Origin of the sequence: Candidatus Viadribacter manganicus, from assembly GCF_001679665.1 — a bacterium.
Classification (GTDB): domain Bacteria; phylum Pseudomonadota; class Alphaproteobacteria; order Caulobacterales; family Aquidulcibacteraceae; genus Vitreimonas; species Vitreimonas manganica.
In genome coordinates this window covers 2,654,302-2,675,407 of the sequence record NZ_CP013244.1, presented here as the reverse complement: position 1 = coordinate 2,675,407, position 21,106 = coordinate 2,654,302, and the positions used below count along the sequence as shown (strand labels likewise).

Genomic DNA, 21,106 nt, shown 5'->3' with positions numbered 1-21,106 from the left:
AAACCAGGACCTAAGGCCAAGAAAAAAGGGCGGAAGGTTCCCCCTCCGCCCTCCTCCGTAACCGGATCTGTTAGTCGTTGACCGGCGTCAGAACCAGACGGCGGGCGACGACATCCTCGATGCTGGCGCCGATAGCGGCGCGGCCACCGAAGGCGGTGCCGATTTGGCGGCGCTGAGCGCGCTCAAGGTAGGTGGCGTAGGCAGCTTGCGGCAGAGCCACATATCCAACGCGCTCGGAAATCGTGGCGGCGTTATTGATGTAGTACTGCACGAATTGCTGGACTTGCGGACGGCGCAGAGCGGCGGCGTTCACATAGATGAAGATCGGACGCGAGAGCGGCGCGTAGGTGCCGTTGCGGACCGTCGCCTGGCTCGGCGCAACCGGACCGTTGCCGTTGTCGATGGCGACAGCGTGCAGGCGGTTTTGGTTCTCTTCGTAGTAAGCGAGGCCGAAATAGGCCATGCCGCCCGGATTGTTGGCGACGCCTTGGACGAGCACGTTATCGTCTTCCGACGGCGTGTAGTCCGTGCGCGACGAACGCGCCGTGCCGTTCACGGCTTCGGTGAAGTACTCGAACGTGCCCGAAGCTGAGCCCGGACCGTAAAGTTGCATGGCCAGGTTCGGGCCGCCGACAGCGTTGAAGTTGTTGACACGCGAACCGGTCGACCAGATCTGACGCAGTTGAGCCACCGTCAGCGAGCGGATCGGGTTTGACGGGTGAACGACGACCGTGACGCCGTCGAACGCGACCGGGATTTCCACGTACTGGATGCCGGCGGCGGCGCAGGTCGCCATTTCGCTCGAACGGATCGGGCGTGACGAGTCGGCGATGTGAATTTCACCGCGGCAGAACTTACGCAGACCCGCCGACGAACCAGATTCGCCAACCGCAACGCGGACCCGGCCTTGCGTCGTTTGTTGGAAGGCTTCGGCAACCGCCTCCGAGATTGGGAAAACAGTCGACGAGCCGTCGATTTGGATCGTGAACGGCGCGCCGGCTTGTTGCGCGGATGCCGGGCCCGAAACAAACGCAAGCACAACAGCGGACGCAACCGCTACCTTGCCCAGCGCCTTGAAGAATTGGGTGTTCATGTAGTCCTCCAAAAACCTGTCCCTCGAGAAAGCAGCGGAGGCCCGGCGGCTCGCCGGGCCTCCGCCAGTCGCGGGGTTAAAAGTCGAATTGCGAGCGGAGCGTGATGACGGTCGCTTCTTCGTCCGTGCCTACGGTGCGATCCATGTCAGTCTGCGCGTAGTTCAGCATGAAGCGGACGTGGTCGACCGGCACCCAGTTGAGGCCGAGCGCGTAAGCAGCTTGCTCACCGCGCGAACCGCCGGCGTCGACGTCGCTGAGATCGATGAAGTCGTAGCGAGCGCTGACGTCCCAGTGGCCGATGCCGCCGCTGCCCATCGGGCGAGCCGGAGCAACCGGGCCAAACGAGCCTTGGTTGCCACGATACGAACGGGGCTCACCAGTGAGCGACCAGTTGAAGTCGACGTAATAACCGTCCGAGTCGATTTCGACGCCGGCAGGCGTTTCGCCGCCGATGGTGATGTATTCAGCCGTGAAGCCAAAGGCATTCCATTGGCCGGCGACTTCAAAGCCGTACGAGGTGTCCGACTGAAGCGCGTTGGCCGAAGAGGATTCGATCCAGCGGGTGCCGCGACCGTTCAGCGGACGCGTGCGATAGCGGAAGAGACCGTCGTCGCCATTGTAACGCTGGCGGGCCGAAACGCCGAGGTGAAGCAGCGTCACGCCTTCCGGGGAAGATTCGAAAATCGGCGCCCATGTGAAACGGCCGCTGATCGAAGCTTGCTCGTCCTGCGCGAGGTTGCTGTCCGAGTTGTTGAGCGAGTCGCCATAGACGCCGACAGCGCCCATCCAGTTGGCGCCGGTCATCAGGAACGCAACGCCGGCGGCGCGGCCGTAGCCGTAAGCGTTGATGATGCTGGAGCGTTCGATGAACGGGATGTCGAGCGACGAGGTGCGATCTTCGAGCGGCGAGGTCATGTTGTTTTCGCCGATGACCAGCGAATAGAAGTCGCCGGCATATTCGAGATAGGCGTCGTCGACTGCGATGGCGTTGTCACCGGTGGCGGCGTCATCGACGCTGGCGCCCGGGTTCAGGACGAAGTCGACCTTATAGCGCCAATTGTCCGTCAGACGGCCCTGGGCGCCGATGAAAGCGCGGCGGACGTAAGAGCGCTGCGCATCTTCGTCGAGCACATCCCAGTCGCTGCTGTAGACGTCGTACTGGAAACGGCCGCGCACCTTGAAGCGCTGTTGGCCGTCACGAATTTCTGGCGCGCCGCTCATCGGCTGAATCGTCGGCGTCGATTGGGCGTGCGCTACGCTTGCGGTGGCGGCCATGCCGCCCGCTGCCGCCAACGCCGCGAGTGCAGCTTTGGAAAGAACATTCTTCATCTTAAGACCCCCTGGTCAGATCGAGCCCCACATTTGGCGGCGGGCGACTTGAGTGACCGCTCGCTCCATTGGGCGAGCCGGGGGTTAGTGAGGTGCGATGACGCCTGCGCGACGGATCGGCGAAGGCTGCGCGACAGTTCCGCTTCAGTTTTGTGACGTGCCCAGAACACCTCAGTTGCGAGATTGGATGACTGAGCTGACGCGACACATCGTTCTGACCTCGCAAGGGAAATTAACCAACAATGGCTCTTTACATTGGGGAACGATCACCATATTGCGCCTCGTTACCGGCGGACCTGGAAACAGCGTCCACTAACGCCCCCTCGGCCCAGGCCACCTGGGGGATCGCAAGCAAACGGGAAGCAGGATGCTTCCTAGGCGATCCTCCGGCGCAAGCTCCCAAGGGCGGACCTGACATTAAAGCATGTCCGACTAACGCCGGCCTGGGAATGAACTGAACCGCACGAAAGCGGTTATTGTTTAGGGAGCTGCCGGATGGACTCTGTCCTCTCGCCTCTTGACCTGACCGCGCGCGAAGCGCCGGAGGGTCCCGTGGCTATTGCCCGCCCGCACCGCGTTGCCGCGGCTGCGACCTGGTTTCGCGAAAACTTTCCGGGCGAGACGTTCTACGCCGTTAAGGCGAACCCGTCTGAGTGGGTGCTCGATGCGCTTTGGGCCAACGGCATCAAGAGTTTTGACGTCGCTTCCGACAACGAAGCTGCGCTGATCGCCAAGAAATTTCCGGGCGCGCAGATCGCCTTCATGCACCCAGTGAAATCGCGCCGCGCCATCGGCCGCGCCTTTCACGATTTCGGCGTCAAAACCTTCGCTCTCGATAGCGAGGACGAGCTCAACAAGATTCTGACCGAAACCGGCTTTGCCAAGGATCTGACTTTGGTGGTGCGCTTTGCCGTTTCAGGCGATGGCGCCGCCTATCCGCTCGCGCGCAAGTTCGGCGTCACCGCCGAAGAAGCGCCGGCGCTGCTGCGCAAGACGCGTCAGGTGAGCGAAGAGATGCTCGGCGTCTCGTTCCACGTTGGCAGCCAGTGCATGAGGACCGAAGCGTTCCGCTCGGCCATGGACATGGTCAACCGCGCCATCGTTGAAGCCGGCGTGCTGGTCGACATCGTCGATGTCGGCGGCGGCTTTCCGGCGGTCTATCCGGGCATGACGCCCCCGCCGATGATCGAATACGTCAACGCGATCAAGACCGGCTTTGAAGACATGTTCGTCGCTCAGAACGCAAAGCTCTGGGCCGAACCGGGCCGCGCGCTTGTCGCCGAAGCTGGCTCGACCGTAACGCGCGTCGAACTCCGCAAGGGCGATGCGCTCTATCTGAATGATGGCGCCTTCGGCACGCTGTTTGATGCAACGCACCTCAACTGGGCGTTCCCAGCAAAGCTGCTGCGCAAGCAACCCTCGCGCGCTAAGCTCGCGCCATTCCGCCTCTATGGTCCGACCTGCGATTCAATGGACGCCGCCGCTGGCCCGTTCATGCTGCCGGCCGACATCCAAGAAGGCGATCTCATCGAAATCGGCTCGCTTGGCGCTTACGGCACTGCGATGGGCACGCGCTTCAACGGCTTCGGCGAGACGGTGACGATCGAATCTAAGGACGCGCCGTGGCCGAGCATGTACGGCCACGCGTCGGCGCCTGTCGTCGCGATGGCGAAGCGCAAGCGCGTCAACACGAAGAAGCCGAAGCAAATCTAAGGCGCACTTCAATCTGAGTTCGAACGGGGCTCGCGGGCGACGCGGGTCCCGTTTCATTTTGCCACATTTGAACCGCTGGCGTTTAGCGACCAGAGGCAGATGCTGGCTCTATGAACCTCCTGCTCCTCGCCTCCGCGCTTTTGGGGTTTGCTTCAGCGATAGGCCACGCTTACCTGGGTGAGCGGTTCGTGCTCGCGCCCTTGTTCAAAGCGCCGGGCGACAACCGCGTTCTGAAGACCGCAACCTCGCGGCGCCTGATCCGGTGGGTTTGGCATTTGCCGTCGTTCGCGTGGGCGCAGATTGCGGGCGCCACGTTGTGGCTGGCGCTCGACCCCGCCGCGATGGGTGAGAGGGCGCAGACGCTGCTGCTCTTCTTAGGCGTTGGCGTCTACATGACCGGCGCTGTCTTCAATGCCTGGGCAATGCGTGGGCCGCACGTCGGCAACATTCTGCTGACGCTGGCGTCGCTAGCGCTGTGGTTCGCGATCACCGGGGGCTCGCGCCCTTTCGATTGACGCCGTCGCAAATCAGAGAAACACTCGCCTCCGAGGGGCCCTTCTCGAGGGGACAACATGAAATCGTTCTTGGGCGTTCTGGCGTGCGCAAGCGCGTTGGCGATATCAGGCGTTGCAGCGGCAGCGCCAGATCTCACACCTGAAATATATGGCCGATCGGACTATCTCGGCGGCAACACTTACAATGCAGGCAGCGAACTGCTGATCTCGTTCAAGGTCATGAACCTCGCGTCCGCGACCAACGACGCGCCTGGCACGCTGAGCTCCGGCAGCGCCGGATGGATGGCGGACGTCATACTTTCAACTGATAACGTTGGCCCGACTGGATTTGCCATCTATTCACCCGCGTGGCGCGAGGATGTCCTGCTGCGTGGCGGTCGCATGAGCCGCACAAACACGCTTACACCGAGCGGCGAGCAAATGTTCAACGGCACGACCGTTATGCGCGGCGATCCGCCGGCGCGGCCCTACGATTATCTGACTTTCCCGATGCCCACAGGCGTGCGCCCGGGCGCGTACCACATCTGCGTTGTCGCCGACCCCGCAAATGTCGTTGCCGAGTCTAACGAGCGCAACAACACGGCCTGTATGCCAATCACAATCCGCGCTCGCCTACGCGCGCCGCGCATAGAGGTGCGTCCAGAGCAATTGCCGCAACCAAGTCCACGCTAGATCGCTGTCATCCCGCCATCGACGACCAGCTCCGATCCGGTCATGAAGGCTGCAGCGTCCGAGGCGAGAAATGCAACCGCGTTGGCGATATCGATGTCGCGGCCCATGCGGCCAAGCGGATGGCGCGTCGCGAAATTATCGCGCGTCGCGTTGGCGCCTTGACCGGTCGTCGCTTCGATCACCTTGGCGGCTTCAGCCATCATCGGCGTATCGATAATGCCAGGATGCACCGAATTCACGCGCACCTTCATGGGCGCGTATTCGAGCGCCGCTGATTTAGTCATCAAACGCACGGCGCCTTTCGAGGCGTTGTAAGCGATGAGGTTGGGCGCGCCGACAATGCCTGCGACGGACGAGAGGTTCACAACCGCGCCGCCGCCATCCCATTGCTGAGCGCGCTCGGCGATGACCGGAATGGCGTGCTTCAAGCCAAGGAAGACACCCTCGACATTGATAGCTTGCATCTTGCGGAAGCTTTCGAGCGTCTCCATCACCAACGGCTTCAGCCAGAAGACGCCCGCATTGTTCACGAGAATGTCTAGACCGCCGAAGGTTTGCTTGGCGAACGCGACCGCAGCGATCCATTCATCTTCGCTGGTCACATCGTGCTTGAAATAGGCGCCGCCAATGGCTGCGGCCGTTTCGCTGGCGTCGTTCACATCGGTAACAACGACCTTCGCGCCCTTCGCCGCCAACGCCTTCGCCGCCGCCGCGCCAAGCCCACGCGCCCCCCCCGTCACCAGCGCCACGCGCCCTTCAAGCTCGCTCATTGTTTCCTCCAGCAGCGAGGTTTGCACACACTCGTTTGGCGCGCCACGGGACCCCTAACGGAAACGCGCTTGCAATCCAGCCGAATTGCCCTATTTGCAGCCGCGATCGCGTGTCGGCGGAGCGTCCGCGCGGTTGACCGCTCTGGGTCTGTCGACGCCGCCCATCGGAGCACCTCCCGTGGCTGACGCCAAAATCGACACCAACCGTAAAGCGGAACTTCTCTCCTCGCCGGTCGAGCACATCGACATTGCAAGCTTCGACGCGCGCCCGATCATCGACGCGTGGGGCAAGATGAGCTTCACCAGCCGCGACGCCGCGCGCGCCGCCAGCATCCTCAACATGGCGCTTGAAGATCAAAACTGCTCGACCTGGCTGATCATGGCTGGCTCGACCGGCGCGGGCGGGTGCCTCCACGTCTGGCGCGACATGGTCGAGTACAACATGGCCGACGCCATCGTCGCCACCGGCGCCTCGATCATCGACATGGATTTCCTCGAAGCGCTCGGCTTCAAGCACTACCAAGCCAAGGAAATTCCCGACGACAACACTCTCCGGTCGCTCTACATCGACCGCATCTACGATACCTACATCGACGAAGAAGAGCTCCAGAACGTCGACGGGACGATCTACGAGATCTGCGAGATGCTCGAGCCGCGCCCCTACACCTCGCGCGAGTTCATCTACGAGCTCGGCAAGTGGCTGGCCAACGGCAACGCCAAAAAGAAGGACTCGCTCATCCAGCGCGCCTACGAGAAAGGCGTGCCGATCTTCGTGCCAGCGTTCTCCGATTGCTCGGCAGGCTTTGGCATCGTGAAGCACCAAGTCGAGCGCCGCAAAGCCGGCAAGCCCTATCTCACCATAGATAGCGGCGGCGACTTCCGCGAACTGACCGAGATCAAGCTCGCGGCCGGCACCACCGCGCTCTTCATGGTCGGCGGCGGCGTGCCGAAGAATTTCGCGCAAGACACCGTCGTCTGCGCCGAAATCCTCGGCCACCACGACGTCGAAGTCCATAAATACGCTGTGCAGATCACCGTGGCGGATGTCCGCGACGGCGCCTGCTCTTCATCAACCCTGCAAGAAGCGGCGAGTTGGGGGAAGGTATCGACGGTGCACGAACAAATGGTCTTTGCCGAAGCCACCAGCGTCGCGCCGATCATCGTGAGCGACGCCTACCACCGCGGCGGCTGGAAGAAGCGCCAAACGCGAAATTGGGCGAAGCTCTTCAAGTAAAAGCTGGCGCTTAACGCAAAAACACGAAGGCCGCTCAGAAAGGAGCGGCCTTTTCGCTCGCAGGCATTCGGCGCGCTAGCGTCCAGAGTAAAGAGTGAGCCCGTGCCAGTATCAGAGCAGCGTCTAGCCGAAATTCGAGAGCTCTCGAACGATGAGCGCGTCGATCGGATCGACACGAGCCAATTCAGCGATGCCGACTGGGAGCGCTTCCACAACGAGTTAAACGCTGAGACCCTCGCGTTTTGCCGCGACAACAGAGATCCAGAAGAGCTTCACGCGTTCGCCAGCACCTGGAATTGGGACGGCGGTTTTGAAGCTCTAGAAGAGATCACCCGAAACCCGGCATGCGAGCGCGCGACAGCGCTCTACATATACTGGCACGGCGCGCCGGAGTGGTATCGTCAATATACGGATCGCGACGCCGTCGCCGAGGCCAAGGGCGATGCCGACCTCTTCGACTTTCTGACCCGCATTGAGACACGTTACGTTGCAGGTGAGTTCGCCCTGGGATCAATCGCGTTCGATCCAACGAACGCGGACGGTGAAGGCGGGTACAGTCTGGTCGGCTCTTACGACGACATAAGCGGCAAGTTTGTTCGATCCCTGCCACCGGCGATGTACGAGCCGATCAGACTCAAATAGCGACCTCGGGGCTCCCAGCCCAAGCGCCATCTCCACTCCGAGGGAGAGAATTTAGTCCGGCACATACGTCAGCTTCAGCGCGTTCTCGCCAATCCGCTCACTCTCCACCAGTCGAAGCTTCGGCGCCTCGCCAGCGAAGAATGGTTCGCCGTGGCCGAGAACGGCGGGATGCAGGAAGACGCGATATGTGTCGATCAAGCCAAGCTTTGCCAAGCCCGCCGCAAGCTTCGGCCCGCCCACTTCGATTTCACCATCGTGCTCGGCCTTCAGTTTTTGGATCGCCGTTTCGAAATCGCCACTGATCAGCTTAGCGTTCGGGCCAACTTGCTTCAGCGATTTTGACACAACCCATTTCGGCATCGCCCGCCACGCCTCCGCGAACGCGCGCAGATCGCCTTCTACTTGGGGGTTTTGCGCCCACTCGTCTCCATCCCAGTAATGCATAAGCTCATAGAGGCGCGGCCCGTATATGCTGCCGGTCGTGTTGCGCGTCTGCTCGATGAAATAGCCGAACAGCGCAGGATCAGGAGCAAACCTGTCGAAGTCGACATAGCCGTCAAGCGACATGTTCATTCCAAAGACGAGCTTCGCCATTGTTACCGCCTACTCACTTCCCAATCAGCCAATTGCGCCGCGAAGGCGCGTTTAAATGCTGGCCGTGCTTTGCCGCGTTCGACGTAGGCAACGAGATTTGGAAACTCAATCAGCGGCGTTTGGCTCTCAAGCCGGCGCAACGCCTGCACCATCAGCACATCGGCGGCGCTGAAACCGCCATCGAGCCAATCATCGCTACCTAGCCGCGCCGCCAATTGGGCGAAACGATCACGGATGCGTTGTTCAACCAAAGGCATGCGCGCTTCGGCCCAGCTTTTCTCGCTCCCCAAATACTCCATCACCTCGCGCTGGATGATCAGCGGTTCGACATCACTCACCGTTGCGAACATCCAGGTGATCGCGCGGGCGCGTGCGTTTAGGTCAGCGGGAAACAAGCCTGAAAAACGCTCTGCAATATGTAGAACGATGGCGCCGGATTCGAAGAGCACAAGATCGCCCTCTTCGTAGGTAGGGATCTGGCCGAAGGGTTGGCGCGCGCGATGTTCCGGCTTTTTGAAATCGGCCCAGGCAACGAGACGCGTTTCATAAGTTTGGCCCACCTCTTCAAGCGCCCAGCGGACGATCATATCGCGCGCGAGGCCAGCGCCTTGGTCGGGCGCGTCGGCAAAGGCGGTGATGGTGATCGTCATCGGCAATTTTCCCCAATCGCCCAGAGGACGTTTTCGTGATCTCGTTCCCGACAATTGAAACGCGTTTGCGCGGCGCTAGTTTGCTGACTAGTCGCGAAGGACCCTGACATGAACAAGAACACCATCTGCCTTTGGTACAATGGAAACGCCGAAGACGCCGCGCGCTTTTATGCAGCAACATTCCCCAACAGCAGCGTCGGGACCGTGCACCGCGCGCCTGGCGATTATCCCGATGGCAAAAAGGGCGATGCACTTGTCGTCGACTTCACGGTTTGTGGCATCCCCTGCATCGGCCTCAACGGCGGGCCGCAATTCCCACAAACCGAAGCGTTCTCATTTCAGATCGCCACTGAGGACCAGGAAGAAACGGATCGCTATTGGAACGCGATCGTCGCCCATGGCGGCGCTGAAAGCGAATGCGGATGGTGCAAAGACAAATGGGGCCTGAATTGGCAGATCACACCGCGCACGCTGACCGAAGCCATGGCTGCGGGCGGCGATGAAGCCAAACGCGCCTTCGATGCGATGATGACAATGCGCAAGATCGACGTTGCGAAGATCGACGCGGCGCGGCGCGGGTGACACACAAGAAAAAAAGGGCCGCCCCTTGAAGGCGGCCCTAGTTCTGGGGGTTCAGTCGGTTAGTTCAAGTGATAATTCAACGTGAGTTGCAGCACGTTGGTCTGGGTTTCGACGTCCATGCGAAAATCGTTCGGATTGGTCGATGACTCGGAGCCGAAATCGTAGACCAGATATTCGACGCCAGCCGACCACTTGGACGAGAACGCATATTCAACGCCGGCGCCGTAGACGATCGCGGTTTCGTTGCCGAAATCCGGCCAACTATCGTTGGTGTCGTTGCCTTCGGCCCAGCTGTGCTCAAGGTCTGAGTATGCCGCGCCGAGCGTAACGTACGGCAACACCGAGCCGAAGCTGTAGCCGGCGTTGACGCGCGCATCGGCTATGAACGACAGCGAATTATCGACCACGACATCGCCGAAGATGACTTGAGATTCAGAAAGGTCGGCGACGGTCACGCCGCCTTGAGCGCCCACAACCCAATTGCCGAATTGCCAATTGTAACCGACATGGGCGCCTAACGCGGCGGCGTCGACGTCATCGGACGTGATGATCTCGCCATCGGGCCCCCAATCGCCGTCGACATCGGTCCATTCGGATTCGCGATTGGCCGTCCCGGCGCTCGCACCCATGTAAAGGCCAGACCAATCTTGCGCCTGCGCCGCGCCGCTCATCGCCGCCATAGCGCCGACGGCCGCCAACAATGCTTTCCTCATACTGCACTCCGCCTGGCTACCCACGCTCGTGCGCTATGGAGGTTCACGCCCCCCCTCAACCACATGAACAGGTGCTTGACTGGCGACAAATCGCTTGGAGCTAGCTCGGTTTCGCGTCGCTCAAGATGGTTTCGCTATGGGCGTGACACTCCCAGCCGTTGGCGCCGCGGATCCAGGTTGAGATGTCGGCTGCCTGAAACTCTTGCGGTTTGCCATGCATCTTCACCTTCTGCGTCACCTTGTAAGCGATGATCGCAACATCCGGCGCGGGCGTGACCACTTCAACATCGTCAAACGAATAGGCATAGAGGGACCAATCACCCTCTTGCCTCATCTTGCCCATCTTGTCGTTAGGCACGCAGGTGACGCCCCGCGCGCCGGTGGTGAGCGAAACTTTTCCCGAGAGCTGGGACGTGCGTTTGCCGTCCTTGCGCTTCATCGCGTCCCAATACTCTTTTTCCAAAGCGATGATTTCGTCCTTGCTTGCGTTCGCCATGATCAGGTCTCCTCAACTCTGGGGTCAAACCTCAATCAATGTCGGCAGTTCCGCTATGAGCCAGAGTTCCGCTGCGGGTTAGCAACTTTCTCCAATAGCCACGCGACAGCGGCTTTGTACGTCGCGTAGTCAGCGCTGTTGAGATCGAGCAGATGCGGGCGAATATTCGCATCAAACGTGTAGCGCGTATCGGCATGACCCGTGAGTTCAAGCAAGAACGCGCCCATCGAATAGCGCACCGTCGGGTCCGAATGAATGCGCGCGTTGCGCAGCAATTGCTCCATCACAGCCGGAGTGGGATGCGCTTCGGCGATTTCGTAAAGCCGATCGAGGGCGCCGGTCATGGATTGAACGTGTTCGAGTTTTTCGACGAAGCGCGCCTCGATTTCTGGCGTCCAGCCCTTTGCGACGTCATCAAAGAAGGCTTCTATGCCTGCGCCGTCGATCTGCTTTTCGGCGGCGGCGCCGATGCGCGCAAGAGCTTTGGGCGTCGCTAGGGCGCGCAGAGCTTCCACATCGCGCCAATCGAGTGTGCGCTTGGCGCACAATTCGTCGGTCAGCTGCACACGCTCATCTTCGGTCACGTCCGAAAGCGCCGCGATGTCGTAAGGCGTACCGTCGCGCCACGCATCATAGTCGATAACCATTGAACGCATGAAACGGCTGAACGCCGTAGAAAGGTTGGACGGTGACCCCACGATAGCTCCTTGAGGCCGCGCCGAAGCGGCGAAAACCACATTCATTGATCGCAGCCGCCTAGCCTCTCGGCAATGGCGCGCTAATGTGACAGCTTCGTATTTCGGGGTGGGACATGGCCAAGCTCAATTTCGTTCTCGTCGCTGCACTGGCGCTTGCTGCTTGCGCGACCGCCGCGCCGGCGCCGGCTCCCGCGACACAACCAACCCATCCCACCACCGCCGAGCGCAACCCTGCCGTTCAGGTGGACGCGCTGGTCTTCTTGCCGGCGCCGCCACAGTCGAACAGTACGCTGGAACTTGCCGAGCGCGAGATTGTGCGGGGACCCTGGAGCGCAGAGCGTCGTGCACAGGCTCTGGCGGACAACGCGATCGACCCGTTTGCAGCATTTGACTCAGTACTCGGCGACAACTTCACGCTCGCGAACTTCCCAGCGACGATGGCTGTGCTCGATCGCGCCGGCCGGGCGGCTGGATATGCCGGCGACCCAGTGAAGTTCGAATACCGTCGCTTGCGTCCGTTCGTGACCGACAGCGCAATCACACCTTGTATCGCCGGTGACGAGCGCCTGCGCGCGAGCTTCTCTTATCCCTCCGGCCACGCGGCGCTGGGTTTTGGCTGGGCGCTCGTGCTCGCCGAACTCGTCCCTTCGCGCGCCGATGCGATCATCGAACGCGGGCGCGACTTCACATGGAGCCGTGTCGTGTGCGGCGTGCACTATCCGAGCGACGTGGAGGCCGGGCGTACTGTCGCCGCAGCGGCCATAGCACGCCTCCACGCCGACCCGGACTTTCAGCGCCTCATGGACGCTGCGCGTGCTGAGCTGGCGCGCGCGTATCCGAACTAGTCAACATTGACCGGCCGCACTTCCACCGCCCCGGTGGAAGCAGTCGGGCAACGTTCAGCCCAGCTCAAAGCGGCATCGAGATCTGCGACGTCGATCAGGTAAATGCCGCCCAGCTGTTCTTTGATGTCGCTATAGGGGCCATCCACGACAAGGCGTGAGCCGCCGCGTTTGCGCACAATTGTCGCCGTATGCGGCGGCTTCAATCCGGCGCCGCCAACAACACTTTGGATCGCGATGCCGGCGCCTTTTATAGAATTCAAGAAATCGAGGTGCGCGGCGCGATACGCCGTCTTGCGCTCGACGTCATCGCGCGCGGCGAAATCAGTTTCGGTTTCATAGACGAGAAGAGCGTACTGCATCGGGAACTCCGTTTGCGGGCGACACAAGCGTCGCCCTCACCGCCCTGACGCACCGCCAGTCGCGCTTTCGACTTACAATCTCGAACGTTTGTGTTCGAGAAAGGCACGCACCGCCGGATCCGCTTCGCGCGCGATCGCTTCGTCATAAGCAACGGCCGCCGCCTCGCCCCGGCCAAGCCGCGCACAGAGATCGGCCTTCAGCGCCCAATAGGGCTGATAAACGTTCAACGCCGGAAAGAGCTGCACCAGCGCTTCAACCGCCGCCAGCCCGCGCTCAGGCCCATCGCGGCGTGCAATGGCAGCGGCGGCGTTAAGGCGCGCCACGGGTGAACCCGTGAGTTCGGAGAGTGCATCGTAAAGCAGCACAATCGCATCCCAATCGGCCTCGCCGCGCCACGCACGCGTGGCGTGAGCCGATTGAATGGCGGCTTCGAGCTGATAGCGGCCCGGCCGCTTCATCGCCGCCGCCGCGCGCAACAGCGCTTCTGCTTCGCCGAGCGATTGGCGCTGCCACAAGCCAACGTCCTGCTCATCCAGAGGTACAAACCGTCCATCGCGATCGCGCCGCGCCGGTCGCCTCGCTTCCAAATGCAGCATCAAAGAAAGAAGACCCAACGGCTCGGGCTCTTCGCGCAACTGCGACGCCAGCACGCGCGCTAACCATATCGCTTCTTCGGCCAATCCGCGCCTCTCCGGATCAGCGCCAAGCGGATCGCTCCAGCCCGCACCATACGCCGCATAGATCGCATCGAGCACCGCCGCAAACCGCGCGCCCCAATCGGACGGCGCCGGCACATCGAAGCCGACGCCCGCGTCGCAGATCTTTTTCTTTGCGCGCACCAAGCGTTGCCCCATCGCTGTCGGTTCAACCAGGAACGCTGCGCCAATCCGCTCCGCCGAGAAACCCAACACCACTTGCAGCATCAAAGGCGTACGCACGCTTTCTTCAATGGCCGGATGTGCGCACGCGAACATAAGCCCAAGCCGGCGATCAGGCATGTCGCCGGCCGCGGTCTCCGCTTCCAGTTCTTCAACATTCAACTGAAGCTGCGCTTTGCCGTCATTTGCCGTGCGCTTGCGGCGTGACGCATCGATCAGCTTGCGTTTCGCCGCCGCAAATAGCCATGCCTCGGGATTGTCTGGCACGCCGCCCCGTGGCCACGCCGAGATCGCGGCCGCGAAGGCATCGGCGAGGGCGTCTTCCGCCGCCGCCACATCGCGCGAGCGCGCGGCGAGCAGAGCCAGCAAGCGCCCGTAACTATCGCGCGCTGCCCGTTCCGCCGCCGCTGCAGCGTTCATCGCATAACAACAGGACGAACCTCGATCCGCCCAAACTTTGCGCCGGGGCAGCGCGCCGCCCACGCCAACGCATCGGCAAGCGTTTCCGTCTCGATGAGATAATAGCCGCCGAGCGTCTCTTTGGTTTCAGCGAACGGGCCGTCTACGACCTTCTGCTTGCCGGTTTCGATACTCACCGTCTTGGCGGTCGCCACCGGATGGAGCTCATTGGCGCCGACGTAAGCGCCCGCCTTTTGCAAATCCTGCGTGTAAGCGAAGTAGGCGCCCATCTCCGCTGAGATTTGATCCGGCGTCAGCTCCGCCCAGGTCGATTCTTGGCCATAAATCAAAAGCAGATATTGCGTCATTGAACCCTCCTCGGATCACAGGGCTCATCACCCTCGCCTCAGTGACGCGTGCACTCCGTCAATTTCGACACTCAAGCCGCCTTTTTCTGCGAATCTTTCAAAAGCCCCAACTTCACCATGCTCTCCGCAGTCGCGATAATGCAGTCCTCGTTGGAGATCGGCTTATAGCCCAGCAGGCGCCGTGCTTTCTCGTTGGTGGCGTTCTTGTGCTTGCCGAGTTCGGGCACAATCTGCGCCACCGCCGCATCGCGCTTTGCAGCCATGCGCACCATGAAGTCAGGCAATTGGAAAGTCGGCACACGCTTGGCCGCTGCGCCCATACGCCGCTTCAAAATCTGCGCGATCTCCTTCATCGAAAGGAAATCGCCGGCAACAGCCAAGAAGCGTTCACTTTTCGCTGCCGGATTGGTCATGCACTCGATGTGCATCCACGCAACGTCGCGCACATCCACGGCGCCAAAATACAAACGCGGCACACCCGGCAGCGCGCCATCCATCAAACGCTGCACAAGCAGAATGGACGTCGAATAATCCGGACCGAGAACCGGCCCAAACACGCCCACAGGATTGACCACAGAAAGTTCAAGCGCCCCGCCCTCGTTGGCAATGAAATCCCAAGCCGCCTTCTCTGCGATGGTCTTTGACTTCACATACGCACGAACGTCATCGCCGTTAGGGTCAGTCCAGTTTTCTTCATTGTAGGGCTTCTTCGATACCTTCTGCCCATAGCCGATCGAAGCGAATGACGAGGTCAGCACCACCCGCTTGACGCCAGCATCGCGCGCCGCCTTCAGCACACGTAGCGCACCATCGCGCGCCGGAATGATGAGTTCATCCTCATGCGTCGGCGCAGCGGGTGGAAACGGCGAGGCCACGTGCAGCACATAAGTGCAACCAGCGACAGCATCAGCCCAACCGTCATCCTTGGTGAGATCGGCGGCGACAAAACTCAGCTGATCGCCAGCGTCAACGCCGCCCTGTCGCAGCATCGCGCGCACTTCCGCTTCACGCGAAAGCGACCGCACCGTCGTGCGCACCTTGTAGCCCTTCTGAAGCAATTGGATAATGCAGTGCGCGCCAATAAAGCCCGAACCGCCGGTGACTAAAACGAGCTCTCCGGCCATGTGGGCCTCCGCTTAGACGCGTGCGGGAACGACGCGCTCTACCAATTGATCGAACGCGTCCCAGAATTGTGCGCGGATCGGATCAGTTTCCATCAAAATTTCGTGCTTGGAGCCTTCGATGGTTACGTGACGAACATCAGGAAGTTCATGCGCGACACCATCGTGGCTCGCATTGTCCACCAGTTGCTCTTCGCCGGCCGTGGCGATCAAGATCGGAATGCGAACGTGCGCGAGTGCGCCAGGCGTTCTAAACGCTTCGGTGGCGTCGGAGGCGGCCGACACCCAGCCTACAGTCGGCCCAGCGAGCGCCAAACGCGGCTCTTCGGCGATCAGGCCCTGGCAGCGATCGTGACGGGACTTGTCGTGCGTGACCGGGTTCTTCTTGAAGTTCTCGCGCTTCCACTTCTTTTCAACGCCCGGCGCAAACGAGCCACCTGCGCCTAAAGACACCATAAAGCGCACGTACTTCTTCGCAAAATCGCTAAGGCCTTGAATGCCGAACATCGGGGCCGAGAAGGCGGCTGCGTCGAGGTCGATGCGCCGCGTCATCAGTGCGCGCAGCAAGATTGCCCCGCCCATCGAGTGCGCCAGACCGATGTACGGTCGCGGCAAACGATCAGCCAATAGCTTCAACGCCGTCGACAGATCGTTCACCGGATCATCGAAACTGACGAAGTGCCCCTTCAGCGAATTTTCGACTTCGCGGCCGGACAAGCCTTGTCCGCGCCAGTCGATGCAGAAGACGGCAAATCCGCGAGCTTGAAGCTCGCGGATCACCTCGAAATATTTTTCGATGAACTCGGTACGTCCCGGCGCAACGATGACCGTACCGCGCGGCGCGCCGCGCGATGAAGGCGCGGTCAACACCCGCACCTTCACTCCACCACGGCCTTCGAGCCAATGCTCTTCGGCGCCTTCGGGCGGCTCGTTACCGGGAACGCGTACGAACGCCACGCTTAACCGCGCAGCTTCGCCATCACGCTCTGCAATTGCATTGCAACGCCCATGTCGCCTTCGACACGGAGCTTGCCCTGCATGAAGGCGGCCGTCGGATCGAGCTTGCCGCCCGCCATATCGACGAAGTCTTCGAGCTTCACTTTGATGGTCGTGTCGGCGGCAGCGTCATCAGCGGAAACCTTGCCAGCGCCGCCGTCGAGGAAAATCTTGCCCGCATCGCCGAAGTCAAACTTCACCTTCTTGCCGGGCACGGTCACGTTGCCTTCGGTGAAGCGCTTCAGGATTTCCTCGTACGTCATGGCTTTTCCTCCGGACCTTGGTGGCCTTCGAAGGCCACCTTACACACCAGCACCGCCGCCGCCGCAAGAGTGACGGCAGCGTCAAGCTTGTAGATTAGCGGTTTTGCTGCGCCGCGGGAGCGCCGGCGCTTGGCTTGCGGAATTTAAGCGTCATACGATCGCTTTCACCGATGGCCTCATAGGGGCCAGTGTCGAACCTTGGGTCTTCTTCTTGCCCCAGGGGCGAGGTCCGCAAGGTTGGCGGCAGCGTCCAAACACCGAATGGATGATCGCGGCTATCGCGTGCGTTGGCGTTGAGATCGCTGGCGGCGACGAACTCAAATCCCGCCTCTTGCGCCAGCGCCCGCACATAGGCTTCCTGAACGTAACCCGTCCCAGCAAGCGGATCCTGCAAACCCGTCGAGGACGCGCGATGCTGCTCGATACCAAAAGCGCCGCCTGGTTTAAGAGCCGCGCGCACACCTGCAAAGACACGCTCGGCAATGCCGGCCGCCATCAAAGTATGCACATTGTTGGAGAGGATCGCGAGGTCGACGCTATTTGCCGGCGCGAGCGCGGCGCCGCTGGATGTAACGGCGGAAACCGAGATATCGCCGTAGAGTTCTTCGTCCTCAGAAAAGCGCGAACGAAAGGCCGCGAGCGTTTCGCGCTGCGCAACGGAATTGGCGCGCGGATCAAAGCTCGCCGCAATGAGCCTGCCGCCATTCGCGTGCAGATAAGGCGCAAGGATGGAGGTGTACCAACCGAGCCCCGGATAAATCTCCAGCACGGTCATGTCGCCTTGCAGACCCCAAAAGAGCAGCGTCTGCAAAGGATGGCGCCATTGGTCGCGCTCGGGATCGATGCGCCACGGTCCTGCTATCGCCCAGGCGAGCGATCCCTGCGGCGGCGCATCGGCGGCGCTCGGTTCGGAGCGTCCGCAAGCGGTGAGCCCAAGGCCCAATCCAATCGCGGCAGATCTACGGGTCAGCTGCATGGCGCCGAGCGCTAATCCCGAAGCGCTAAGATTGTCAAAACCGATGATCGGAACGGGTCTTGAACGACCCCCAATCCTCCCCATCTGCCCTTTTAACCGGCGCCCAGATGGGGCCGGGTCGCTGGCCAACCCGCCGCCTTAGGGGACGGAAAAAGCCCGCAAACCAGCTCCCCGCGCGGGAGCGCCCTGTATGTCGCTTTGAAAGGACAAGACACATGGCTTCGAACGATCTGAACCCTCTTTACCGTACGCTGGTCGGCTTCGACCGCATCGCGAACCTGATGGACACGGCTGCGCGTTTAGACGCTGCGCCTGGCTATCCCCCCTTCAATGTCGAGCAAATCGGCGAAGACAATTTCCGCATCGAACTCGCGGTCGCCGGCTTCTCGGAAGAAGATCTCTCGATCGAATTCAAGCAAAATTCGCTGCTGGTTTCGGGCCAGCGCAAGCCTGCCGAACAGCGCAATTACCTGCATCGCGGCATAGCCGAGCGCAGCTTTGAGCGTCGCTTCGGTCTCGCCGATCACGTCCGTGTCGCCGGCGCGAAACTTGAAAACGGTCTTTTGACCATCGACCTCGTTCGCGAACTTCCCGAGTTGCTGAAGCCGCGCAAAATAGAGATCAACTCTGCGGGCGCCGCCAAGGCCAAGCCAAAGGTCGTGGACGCAGCGAACGACGAAACAGAAGCGGCTTAATCCCCCGCTTCCGCTCGCCGCGCGGCTATCCCCTCCCCCCCGCGTCGCGCGGCGAGCACCCTGACCCTTGGAAAGACAAACGGCGCGCGTTCCCCCAGACGCGCGCCGTTTTGCATTTCGAGAAACCTGCTGGGTTGCGACGTCCGCGATTATTCCTCGCCGTCGCCGTCGCCCTCATCATCAACCTCGTCATCGGCGGCGTCACCGTCATCCTGCTGCGCCGCTGAGAGGATCGCTTCAATGCCCGCCTCGGCCAGAAGCGCCGCAAGCGCCGCATCGTCAACGAGGCCCCGCTTGCGTTTCAGTTCGTTGAACGCCTTGGCGGCGTAACGCTGAGGCTTTTGCACGAAGTTCGTTCCACCAATGTCGACACTGACGCCGCTCGCGTCGTTCGCCACAGCTCGTGCGTTCGCATCCATCCAGATGAGATATGCGCCGGCAATCTCGTCACGCAGCAATTCAGCGAAATCAGCGCTAACTTCAGCAAACGAGGCAAATGGACCTTCAGCCTTTGGCTTTTCCATCCGCTCCAGCCAGCGCACGACGTTCGGTGCTTGGGCGCGCAATATCGCCCCTGGTGTCGGATCGGAATTGAGCTGCGCCAACTGCCCGGCAAGACCAAAATCCGCCAGCGAGGGGCGGCCGCCAAACAAAAATGGCCGCTTCGCCAAAAGCGTGTTGAGCAAACCAAGCAGACGCGCGAACGAACCTTCAATCAGGGGCGCCGTCTCCGGCGACGAGCCAACATGGTAAAGCCGCCCGATCATGCGGATCCGGACCTGCTCTTCGATGCCTTCCGGCTTTTCGGCGCCATCGAAGATCATATCGGTGATGCGCTTGGCGGCGCTCTCCTGATCTTCCGGATAGCTCCAGCGATAATGGAACATCGCCTTGTTGACCCACTCATCGGCGTAGTCCTCGATCAAGGCCGAGAGAAACGCGAGCGAGGCCTCTTCAGGCACGATTGAGTTTTCAGCGAAATCGGTCTCAAGCTTTTCGATGATCGGCGTTGAATCCTGCAGCGCATTGTCATCGGCATCGACCAGCACCGGGATAAGCGGCAGCTTCGCGTAGCGCTGGAACTCTTCCTGGCGCGCGTTCGTCCGCGGCAGCCACTCGAAGTCGACACCTTTGTACCCGAGATAAGCGCGCACCTTAACAGAGTAAGGGGAAAGCTCCGCGCCATAGAGGCGGAACGGGGCAGTCATGGGGAATCTCCGGAAAAACAAAATCGCCGTACGGTGAACCGCACGGCGATCAAAACTTCAAGGGTCGGTACCGGCCTAGACCGGCTTAATGTTCACCGCTGACGGCTTGTTCTTGCGGGGATCATTCTCGACGTCAAAGCTGACCGCTTGGCCCTCTTTGAGGCCGGTCAGGCCTGAACGCTCAACCGCACTGACGTGGACGAACACATCGGCGCCGCCCTCGTCCGGCGCGATGAAGCCGAAACCCTTTTGCATGTTGAACCACTTCACCACGCCCGTAGCCATGGCCGCACTCCTAGCAAGCTGCCGCGTTCGAGATAGACTCGCGGCTGGACTGGGGGTGAGTAGCCGGCGCGAACGAGCCGCGCGGGTCGTGATCGTCCCGACCGTCCGGGCCGCATAGGGCCTTTCTGTTACCGCAGAGTCAAGCAAAAGCGGTGCGCCGAACCGGCGCCGCTCGTGTGCGACATCTCACATTCGTTCATCGATCAAGGCGCGGTGACGCCATAACGCGCGAACGTGGCGACGATTTCAGCCTGCAAGCGCTCGGCCGCTTCCATGTCCGCGCGCGCTTCGCGAACGCGCCCCAAACGCTGACCGGCAATGCCGCGACCGTAAAGCGTCTGTGCATTCTGGCGGCCATTAAAAATGGCGGCGTCAAAATCCGACCAAGCTTCCTGGTTCTGGTTGGCGCGCAAATTCAGAACGCCGCGCGCCGAGAGAGCGGCCGTATCGATCGAGTTGATCTCAAGGGCGTGGTTGCAGTCCTGCCGGGCAAGATCGAGCTCGATATTCTGCGCCACACGGATCTCACAGCGCACGCGATAGCCGCCGGGCGTGTCGGACGCGATAGCGATCACGTGTTCGGCATCAGCCATCGCCAAGTCATACTGACCCATCGCGAGATAGACCTCGCTGCGGCGATAATAGGCGCCCGGATGGTCACCGCGCATGCGAATGACCGTGGAGTAATCCGCGAGCGCCAGATCGTAATCACGTAGCTCGCGATACCGATCACCACGGAGCTTATAGGCCTGCGCGCGGCCATCACCCGACACGCTCCGCATGCTGATGACGTCACTACATCCGCGGATGGATTGTTCCGGCGTGAAGGCATTTGCCGAATTGAAGCATTGTTGGCGACGCAACTCGAAGACGCGCCACTGGATATCGGCCATGGCCGGCGCGGCGACGGCAACGAAACCCAACGCGACAATACTGCCGATCAACAAGCGCTTCATCAAAGGACACCCCTGCCGAAAGTTTATCGTGCGAGGGCGCCTAAGCAAGCTTGC

Annotated in this window: 26 protein-coding genes; 8 read left to right on the top strand and 18 right to left on the bottom strand. The window is 61.2% G+C overall.

The genetic code is table 11. The features are described 5' to 3' along the window. Nucleotides 1-70: 70 nt before the first annotated feature. Together ATE48_RS13655 and ATE48_RS13650 are read right to left on the bottom strand one after the other, a co-directional pair. Nucleotides 71-1,093 carry a PstS family phosphate ABC transporter substrate-binding protein gene (locus ATE48_RS13655; RefSeq protein WP_066772398.1) on the bottom strand — a complete coding sequence of 341 codons (1,023 nt, stop codon included), beginning with the start codon at nt 1,091-1,093 and terminating at the stop codon, nt 71-73. A gap of 76 nt (nt 1,094-1,169) precedes the next feature. Then, a complete protein-coding gene (locus ATE48_RS13650) occupies nt 1,170-2,423 on the bottom strand; it encodes an OprO/OprP family phosphate-selective porin (protein WP_066772396.1) in 1,254 nt (417 codons plus the stop codon). Nucleotides 2,424-2,918: 495 nt separating this feature from the next. Here ATE48_RS13650 and ATE48_RS13645 point away from each other — a divergent pair, with 495 nt between their 5' ends. The 3 genes from ATE48_RS13645 to ATE48_RS13635 all read left to right on the top strand — a co-directional run bounded on the left by ATE48_RS13645 (nt 2,919) and on the right by ATE48_RS13635 (nt 5,323). Then, nucleotides 2,919-4,136, top strand: coding sequence for a type III PLP-dependent enzyme (locus ATE48_RS13645; protein WP_066772392.1), 1,218 nt, complete (start codon nt 2,919-2,921; stop codon nt 4,134-4,136). A 110-nt stretch (nt 4,137-4,246) separates the two neighbouring features. Continuing rightward, nucleotides 4,247-4,651, top strand: coding sequence for a hypothetical protein (locus ATE48_RS13640; RefSeq protein ID WP_066772391.1), 405 nt, complete (start codon nt 4,247-4,249; stop codon nt 4,649-4,651). Between the two features lie 57 nt (nt 4,652-4,708). After that, complete coding sequence (locus ATE48_RS13635) at nt 4,709-5,323, top strand: CARDB domain-containing protein (RefSeq protein ID WP_066772390.1); 615 nt, start codon at nt 4,709-4,711, stop codon at nt 5,321-5,323. Here the strand turns inward: ATE48_RS13635 and ATE48_RS13630 are convergent. Then, nucleotides 5,320-6,093: a glucose 1-dehydrogenase gene (locus ATE48_RS13630; RefSeq protein WP_066775100.1), complete on the bottom strand. Its 774-nt coding sequence runs from the start codon at nt 6,091-6,093 to the stop codon at nt 5,320-5,322. The genes ATE48_RS13635 and ATE48_RS13630 overlap by 4 nt on opposite strands. Before the next feature lie 178 nt (nt 6,094-6,271). Here ATE48_RS13630 and ATE48_RS13625 point away from each other — a divergent pair, with 178 nt between their 5' ends. Both ATE48_RS13625 and ATE48_RS13620 read left to right on the top strand, forming a co-directional pair. Beyond that, nucleotides 6,272-7,327: a 1,9-bis(guanidino)-5-aza-nonane synthase gene (locus tag ATE48_RS13625; protein WP_066772389.1), complete on the top strand. Its 1,056-nt coding sequence runs from the start codon at nt 6,272-6,274 to the stop codon at nt 7,325-7,327. A 102-nt stretch (nt 7,328-7,429) separates the two neighbouring features. After that, entirely contained in the window at nt 7,430-7,969 is a 540-nt protein-coding gene (locus tag ATE48_RS13620; RefSeq protein ID WP_066772388.1) for a DUF4274 domain-containing protein, read from the top strand. Nucleotides 7,970-8,020: 51 nt separating this feature from the next. Here ATE48_RS13620 and ATE48_RS13615 read toward each other — a convergent pair whose 3' ends face one another. Then, nucleotides 8,021-8,563, bottom strand: a complete 543-nt coding sequence (locus ATE48_RS13615) for a dihydrofolate reductase family protein (protein ID WP_066772386.1) — start codon at nt 8,561-8,563, stop codon at nt 8,021-8,023. Between the two features lie 2 nt (nt 8,564-8,565). After that, a complete protein-coding gene (locus ATE48_RS13610; RefSeq protein ID WP_066772384.1) occupies nt 8,566-9,213 on the bottom strand; it encodes a glutathione S-transferase family protein in 648 nt (215 codons plus the stop codon). 108 nt (nt 9,214-9,321) lie between these two features. Between ATE48_RS13610 and ATE48_RS13605 the strand changes: the two genes are divergently transcribed. After that, nucleotides 9,322-9,795: a VOC family protein gene (locus ATE48_RS13605; protein WP_066772383.1), complete on the top strand. Its 474-nt coding sequence runs from the start codon at nt 9,322-9,324 to the stop codon at nt 9,793-9,795. Between the two features lie 59 nt (nt 9,796-9,854). Here ATE48_RS13605 and ATE48_RS13600 read toward each other — a convergent pair whose 3' ends face one another. The 3 genes from ATE48_RS13600 to ATE48_RS13590 all read right to left on the bottom strand — a co-directional run bounded on the left by ATE48_RS13600 (nt 9,855) and on the right by ATE48_RS13590 (nt 11,660). Beyond that, nucleotides 9,855-10,508 carry an outer membrane protein gene (locus tag ATE48_RS13600; protein ID WP_066772382.1) on the bottom strand — a complete coding sequence of 218 codons (654 nt, stop codon included), beginning with the start codon at nt 10,506-10,508 and terminating at the stop codon, nt 9,855-9,857. 100 nt (nt 10,509-10,608) lie between these two features. After that, nucleotides 10,609-11,004: a nuclear transport factor 2 family protein gene (locus ATE48_RS13595; RefSeq protein ID WP_066772381.1), complete on the bottom strand. Its 396-nt coding sequence runs from the start codon at nt 11,002-11,004 to the stop codon at nt 10,609-10,611. A gap of 53 nt (nt 11,005-11,057) precedes the next feature. Beyond that, nucleotides 11,058-11,660 (bottom strand): hypothetical protein, encoded by a 603-nt coding sequence (locus ATE48_RS13590; protein ID WP_156767770.1) that lies wholly within the window; start codon nt 11,658-11,660, stop codon nt 11,058-11,060. A 155-nt stretch (nt 11,661-11,815) separates the two neighbouring features. On the opposite strand from ATE48_RS13590, the gene ATE48_RS13585 reads away from it, so the two are divergent. After that, a complete protein-coding gene (locus ATE48_RS13585; protein WP_066772377.1) occupies nt 11,816-12,547 on the top strand; it encodes an acid phosphatase in 732 nt (243 codons plus the stop codon). Here ATE48_RS13585 and ATE48_RS13580 read toward each other — a convergent pair. The 7 genes from ATE48_RS13580 to ATE48_RS13550 form a co-directional block, all read right to left on the bottom strand. Beyond that, nucleotides 12,544-12,906 (bottom strand): YciI family protein, encoded by a 363-nt coding sequence (locus ATE48_RS13580; RefSeq protein ID WP_066772376.1) that lies wholly within the window; start codon nt 12,904-12,906, stop codon nt 12,544-12,546. The genes ATE48_RS13585 and ATE48_RS13580 overlap by 4 nt on opposite strands. 72 nt (nt 12,907-12,978) lie before the next feature. Next, nucleotides 12,979-14,205: an RNA polymerase sigma factor gene (locus tag ATE48_RS13575; RefSeq protein WP_066772375.1), complete on the bottom strand. Its 1,227-nt coding sequence runs from the start codon at nt 14,203-14,205 to the stop codon at nt 12,979-12,981. Further along, nucleotides 14,202-14,552: a YciI family protein gene (locus tag ATE48_RS13570; protein ID WP_066772374.1), complete on the bottom strand. Its 351-nt coding sequence runs from the start codon at nt 14,550-14,552 to the stop codon at nt 14,202-14,204. Before ATE48_RS13570 ends, ATE48_RS13575 begins: the two co-directional genes overlap by 4 nt. A gap of 71 nt (nt 14,553-14,623) precedes the next feature. Next, the gene (locus ATE48_RS13565; protein ID WP_066772367.1) at nt 14,624-15,676 is read right to left on the bottom strand and encodes an SDR family oxidoreductase; all 1,053 of its coding nucleotides are present in this window, start codon (nt 15,674-15,676) and stop codon (nt 14,624-14,626) included. Nucleotides 15,677-15,688: 12 nt separating this feature from the next. After that, nucleotides 15,689-16,630 (bottom strand): alpha/beta fold hydrolase, encoded by a 942-nt coding sequence (locus tag ATE48_RS13560; RefSeq protein WP_066772366.1) that lies wholly within the window; start codon nt 16,628-16,630, stop codon nt 15,689-15,691. A 2-nt stretch (nt 16,631-16,632) separates the two neighbouring features. Next, on the bottom strand, nt 16,633-16,932 hold the full coding sequence (locus tag ATE48_RS13555; RefSeq protein WP_066772365.1) for an SCP2 sterol-binding domain-containing protein: 300 nt from the start codon (nt 16,930-16,932) through the stop codon (nt 16,633-16,635). Nucleotides 16,933-17,026: 94 nt separating this feature from the next. Further along, a complete protein-coding gene (locus ATE48_RS13550) occupies nt 17,027-17,908 on the bottom strand; it encodes a class I SAM-dependent methyltransferase (protein ID WP_066772364.1) in 882 nt (293 codons plus the stop codon). A gap of 215 nt (nt 17,909-18,123) precedes the next feature. Here ATE48_RS13550 and ATE48_RS13545 point away from each other — a divergent pair, with 215 nt between their 5' ends. After that, nucleotides 18,124-18,603 (top strand): Hsp20 family protein, encoded by a 480-nt coding sequence (locus ATE48_RS13545; RefSeq protein WP_066772360.1) that lies wholly within the window; start codon nt 18,124-18,126, stop codon nt 18,601-18,603. Between the two features lie 149 nt (nt 18,604-18,752). On the opposite strand, the gene ATE48_RS13540 is transcribed toward ATE48_RS13545, so the two are convergent. The 3 genes from ATE48_RS13540 to ATE48_RS13530 all read right to left on the bottom strand — a co-directional run bounded on the left by ATE48_RS13540 (nt 18,753) and on the right by ATE48_RS13530 (nt 21,052). Further along, nucleotides 18,753-19,811 carry a glutathione S-transferase family protein gene (locus tag ATE48_RS13540; RefSeq protein ID WP_066772359.1) on the bottom strand — a complete coding sequence of 353 codons (1,059 nt, stop codon included), beginning with the start codon at nt 19,809-19,811 and terminating at the stop codon, nt 18,753-18,755. A gap of 75 nt (nt 19,812-19,886) precedes the next feature. After that, a complete protein-coding gene (locus ATE48_RS13535) occupies nt 19,887-20,096 on the bottom strand; it encodes a cold-shock protein (RefSeq protein ID WP_066772357.1) in 210 nt (69 codons plus the stop codon). Nucleotides 20,097-20,299: 203 nt separating this feature from the next. Next, nucleotides 20,300-21,052 (bottom strand): tetratricopeptide repeat protein, encoded by a 753-nt coding sequence (locus tag ATE48_RS13530; RefSeq protein ID WP_156767769.1) that lies wholly within the window; start codon nt 21,050-21,052, stop codon nt 20,300-20,302. Nucleotides 21,053-21,106 lie beyond the last annotated feature (54 nt).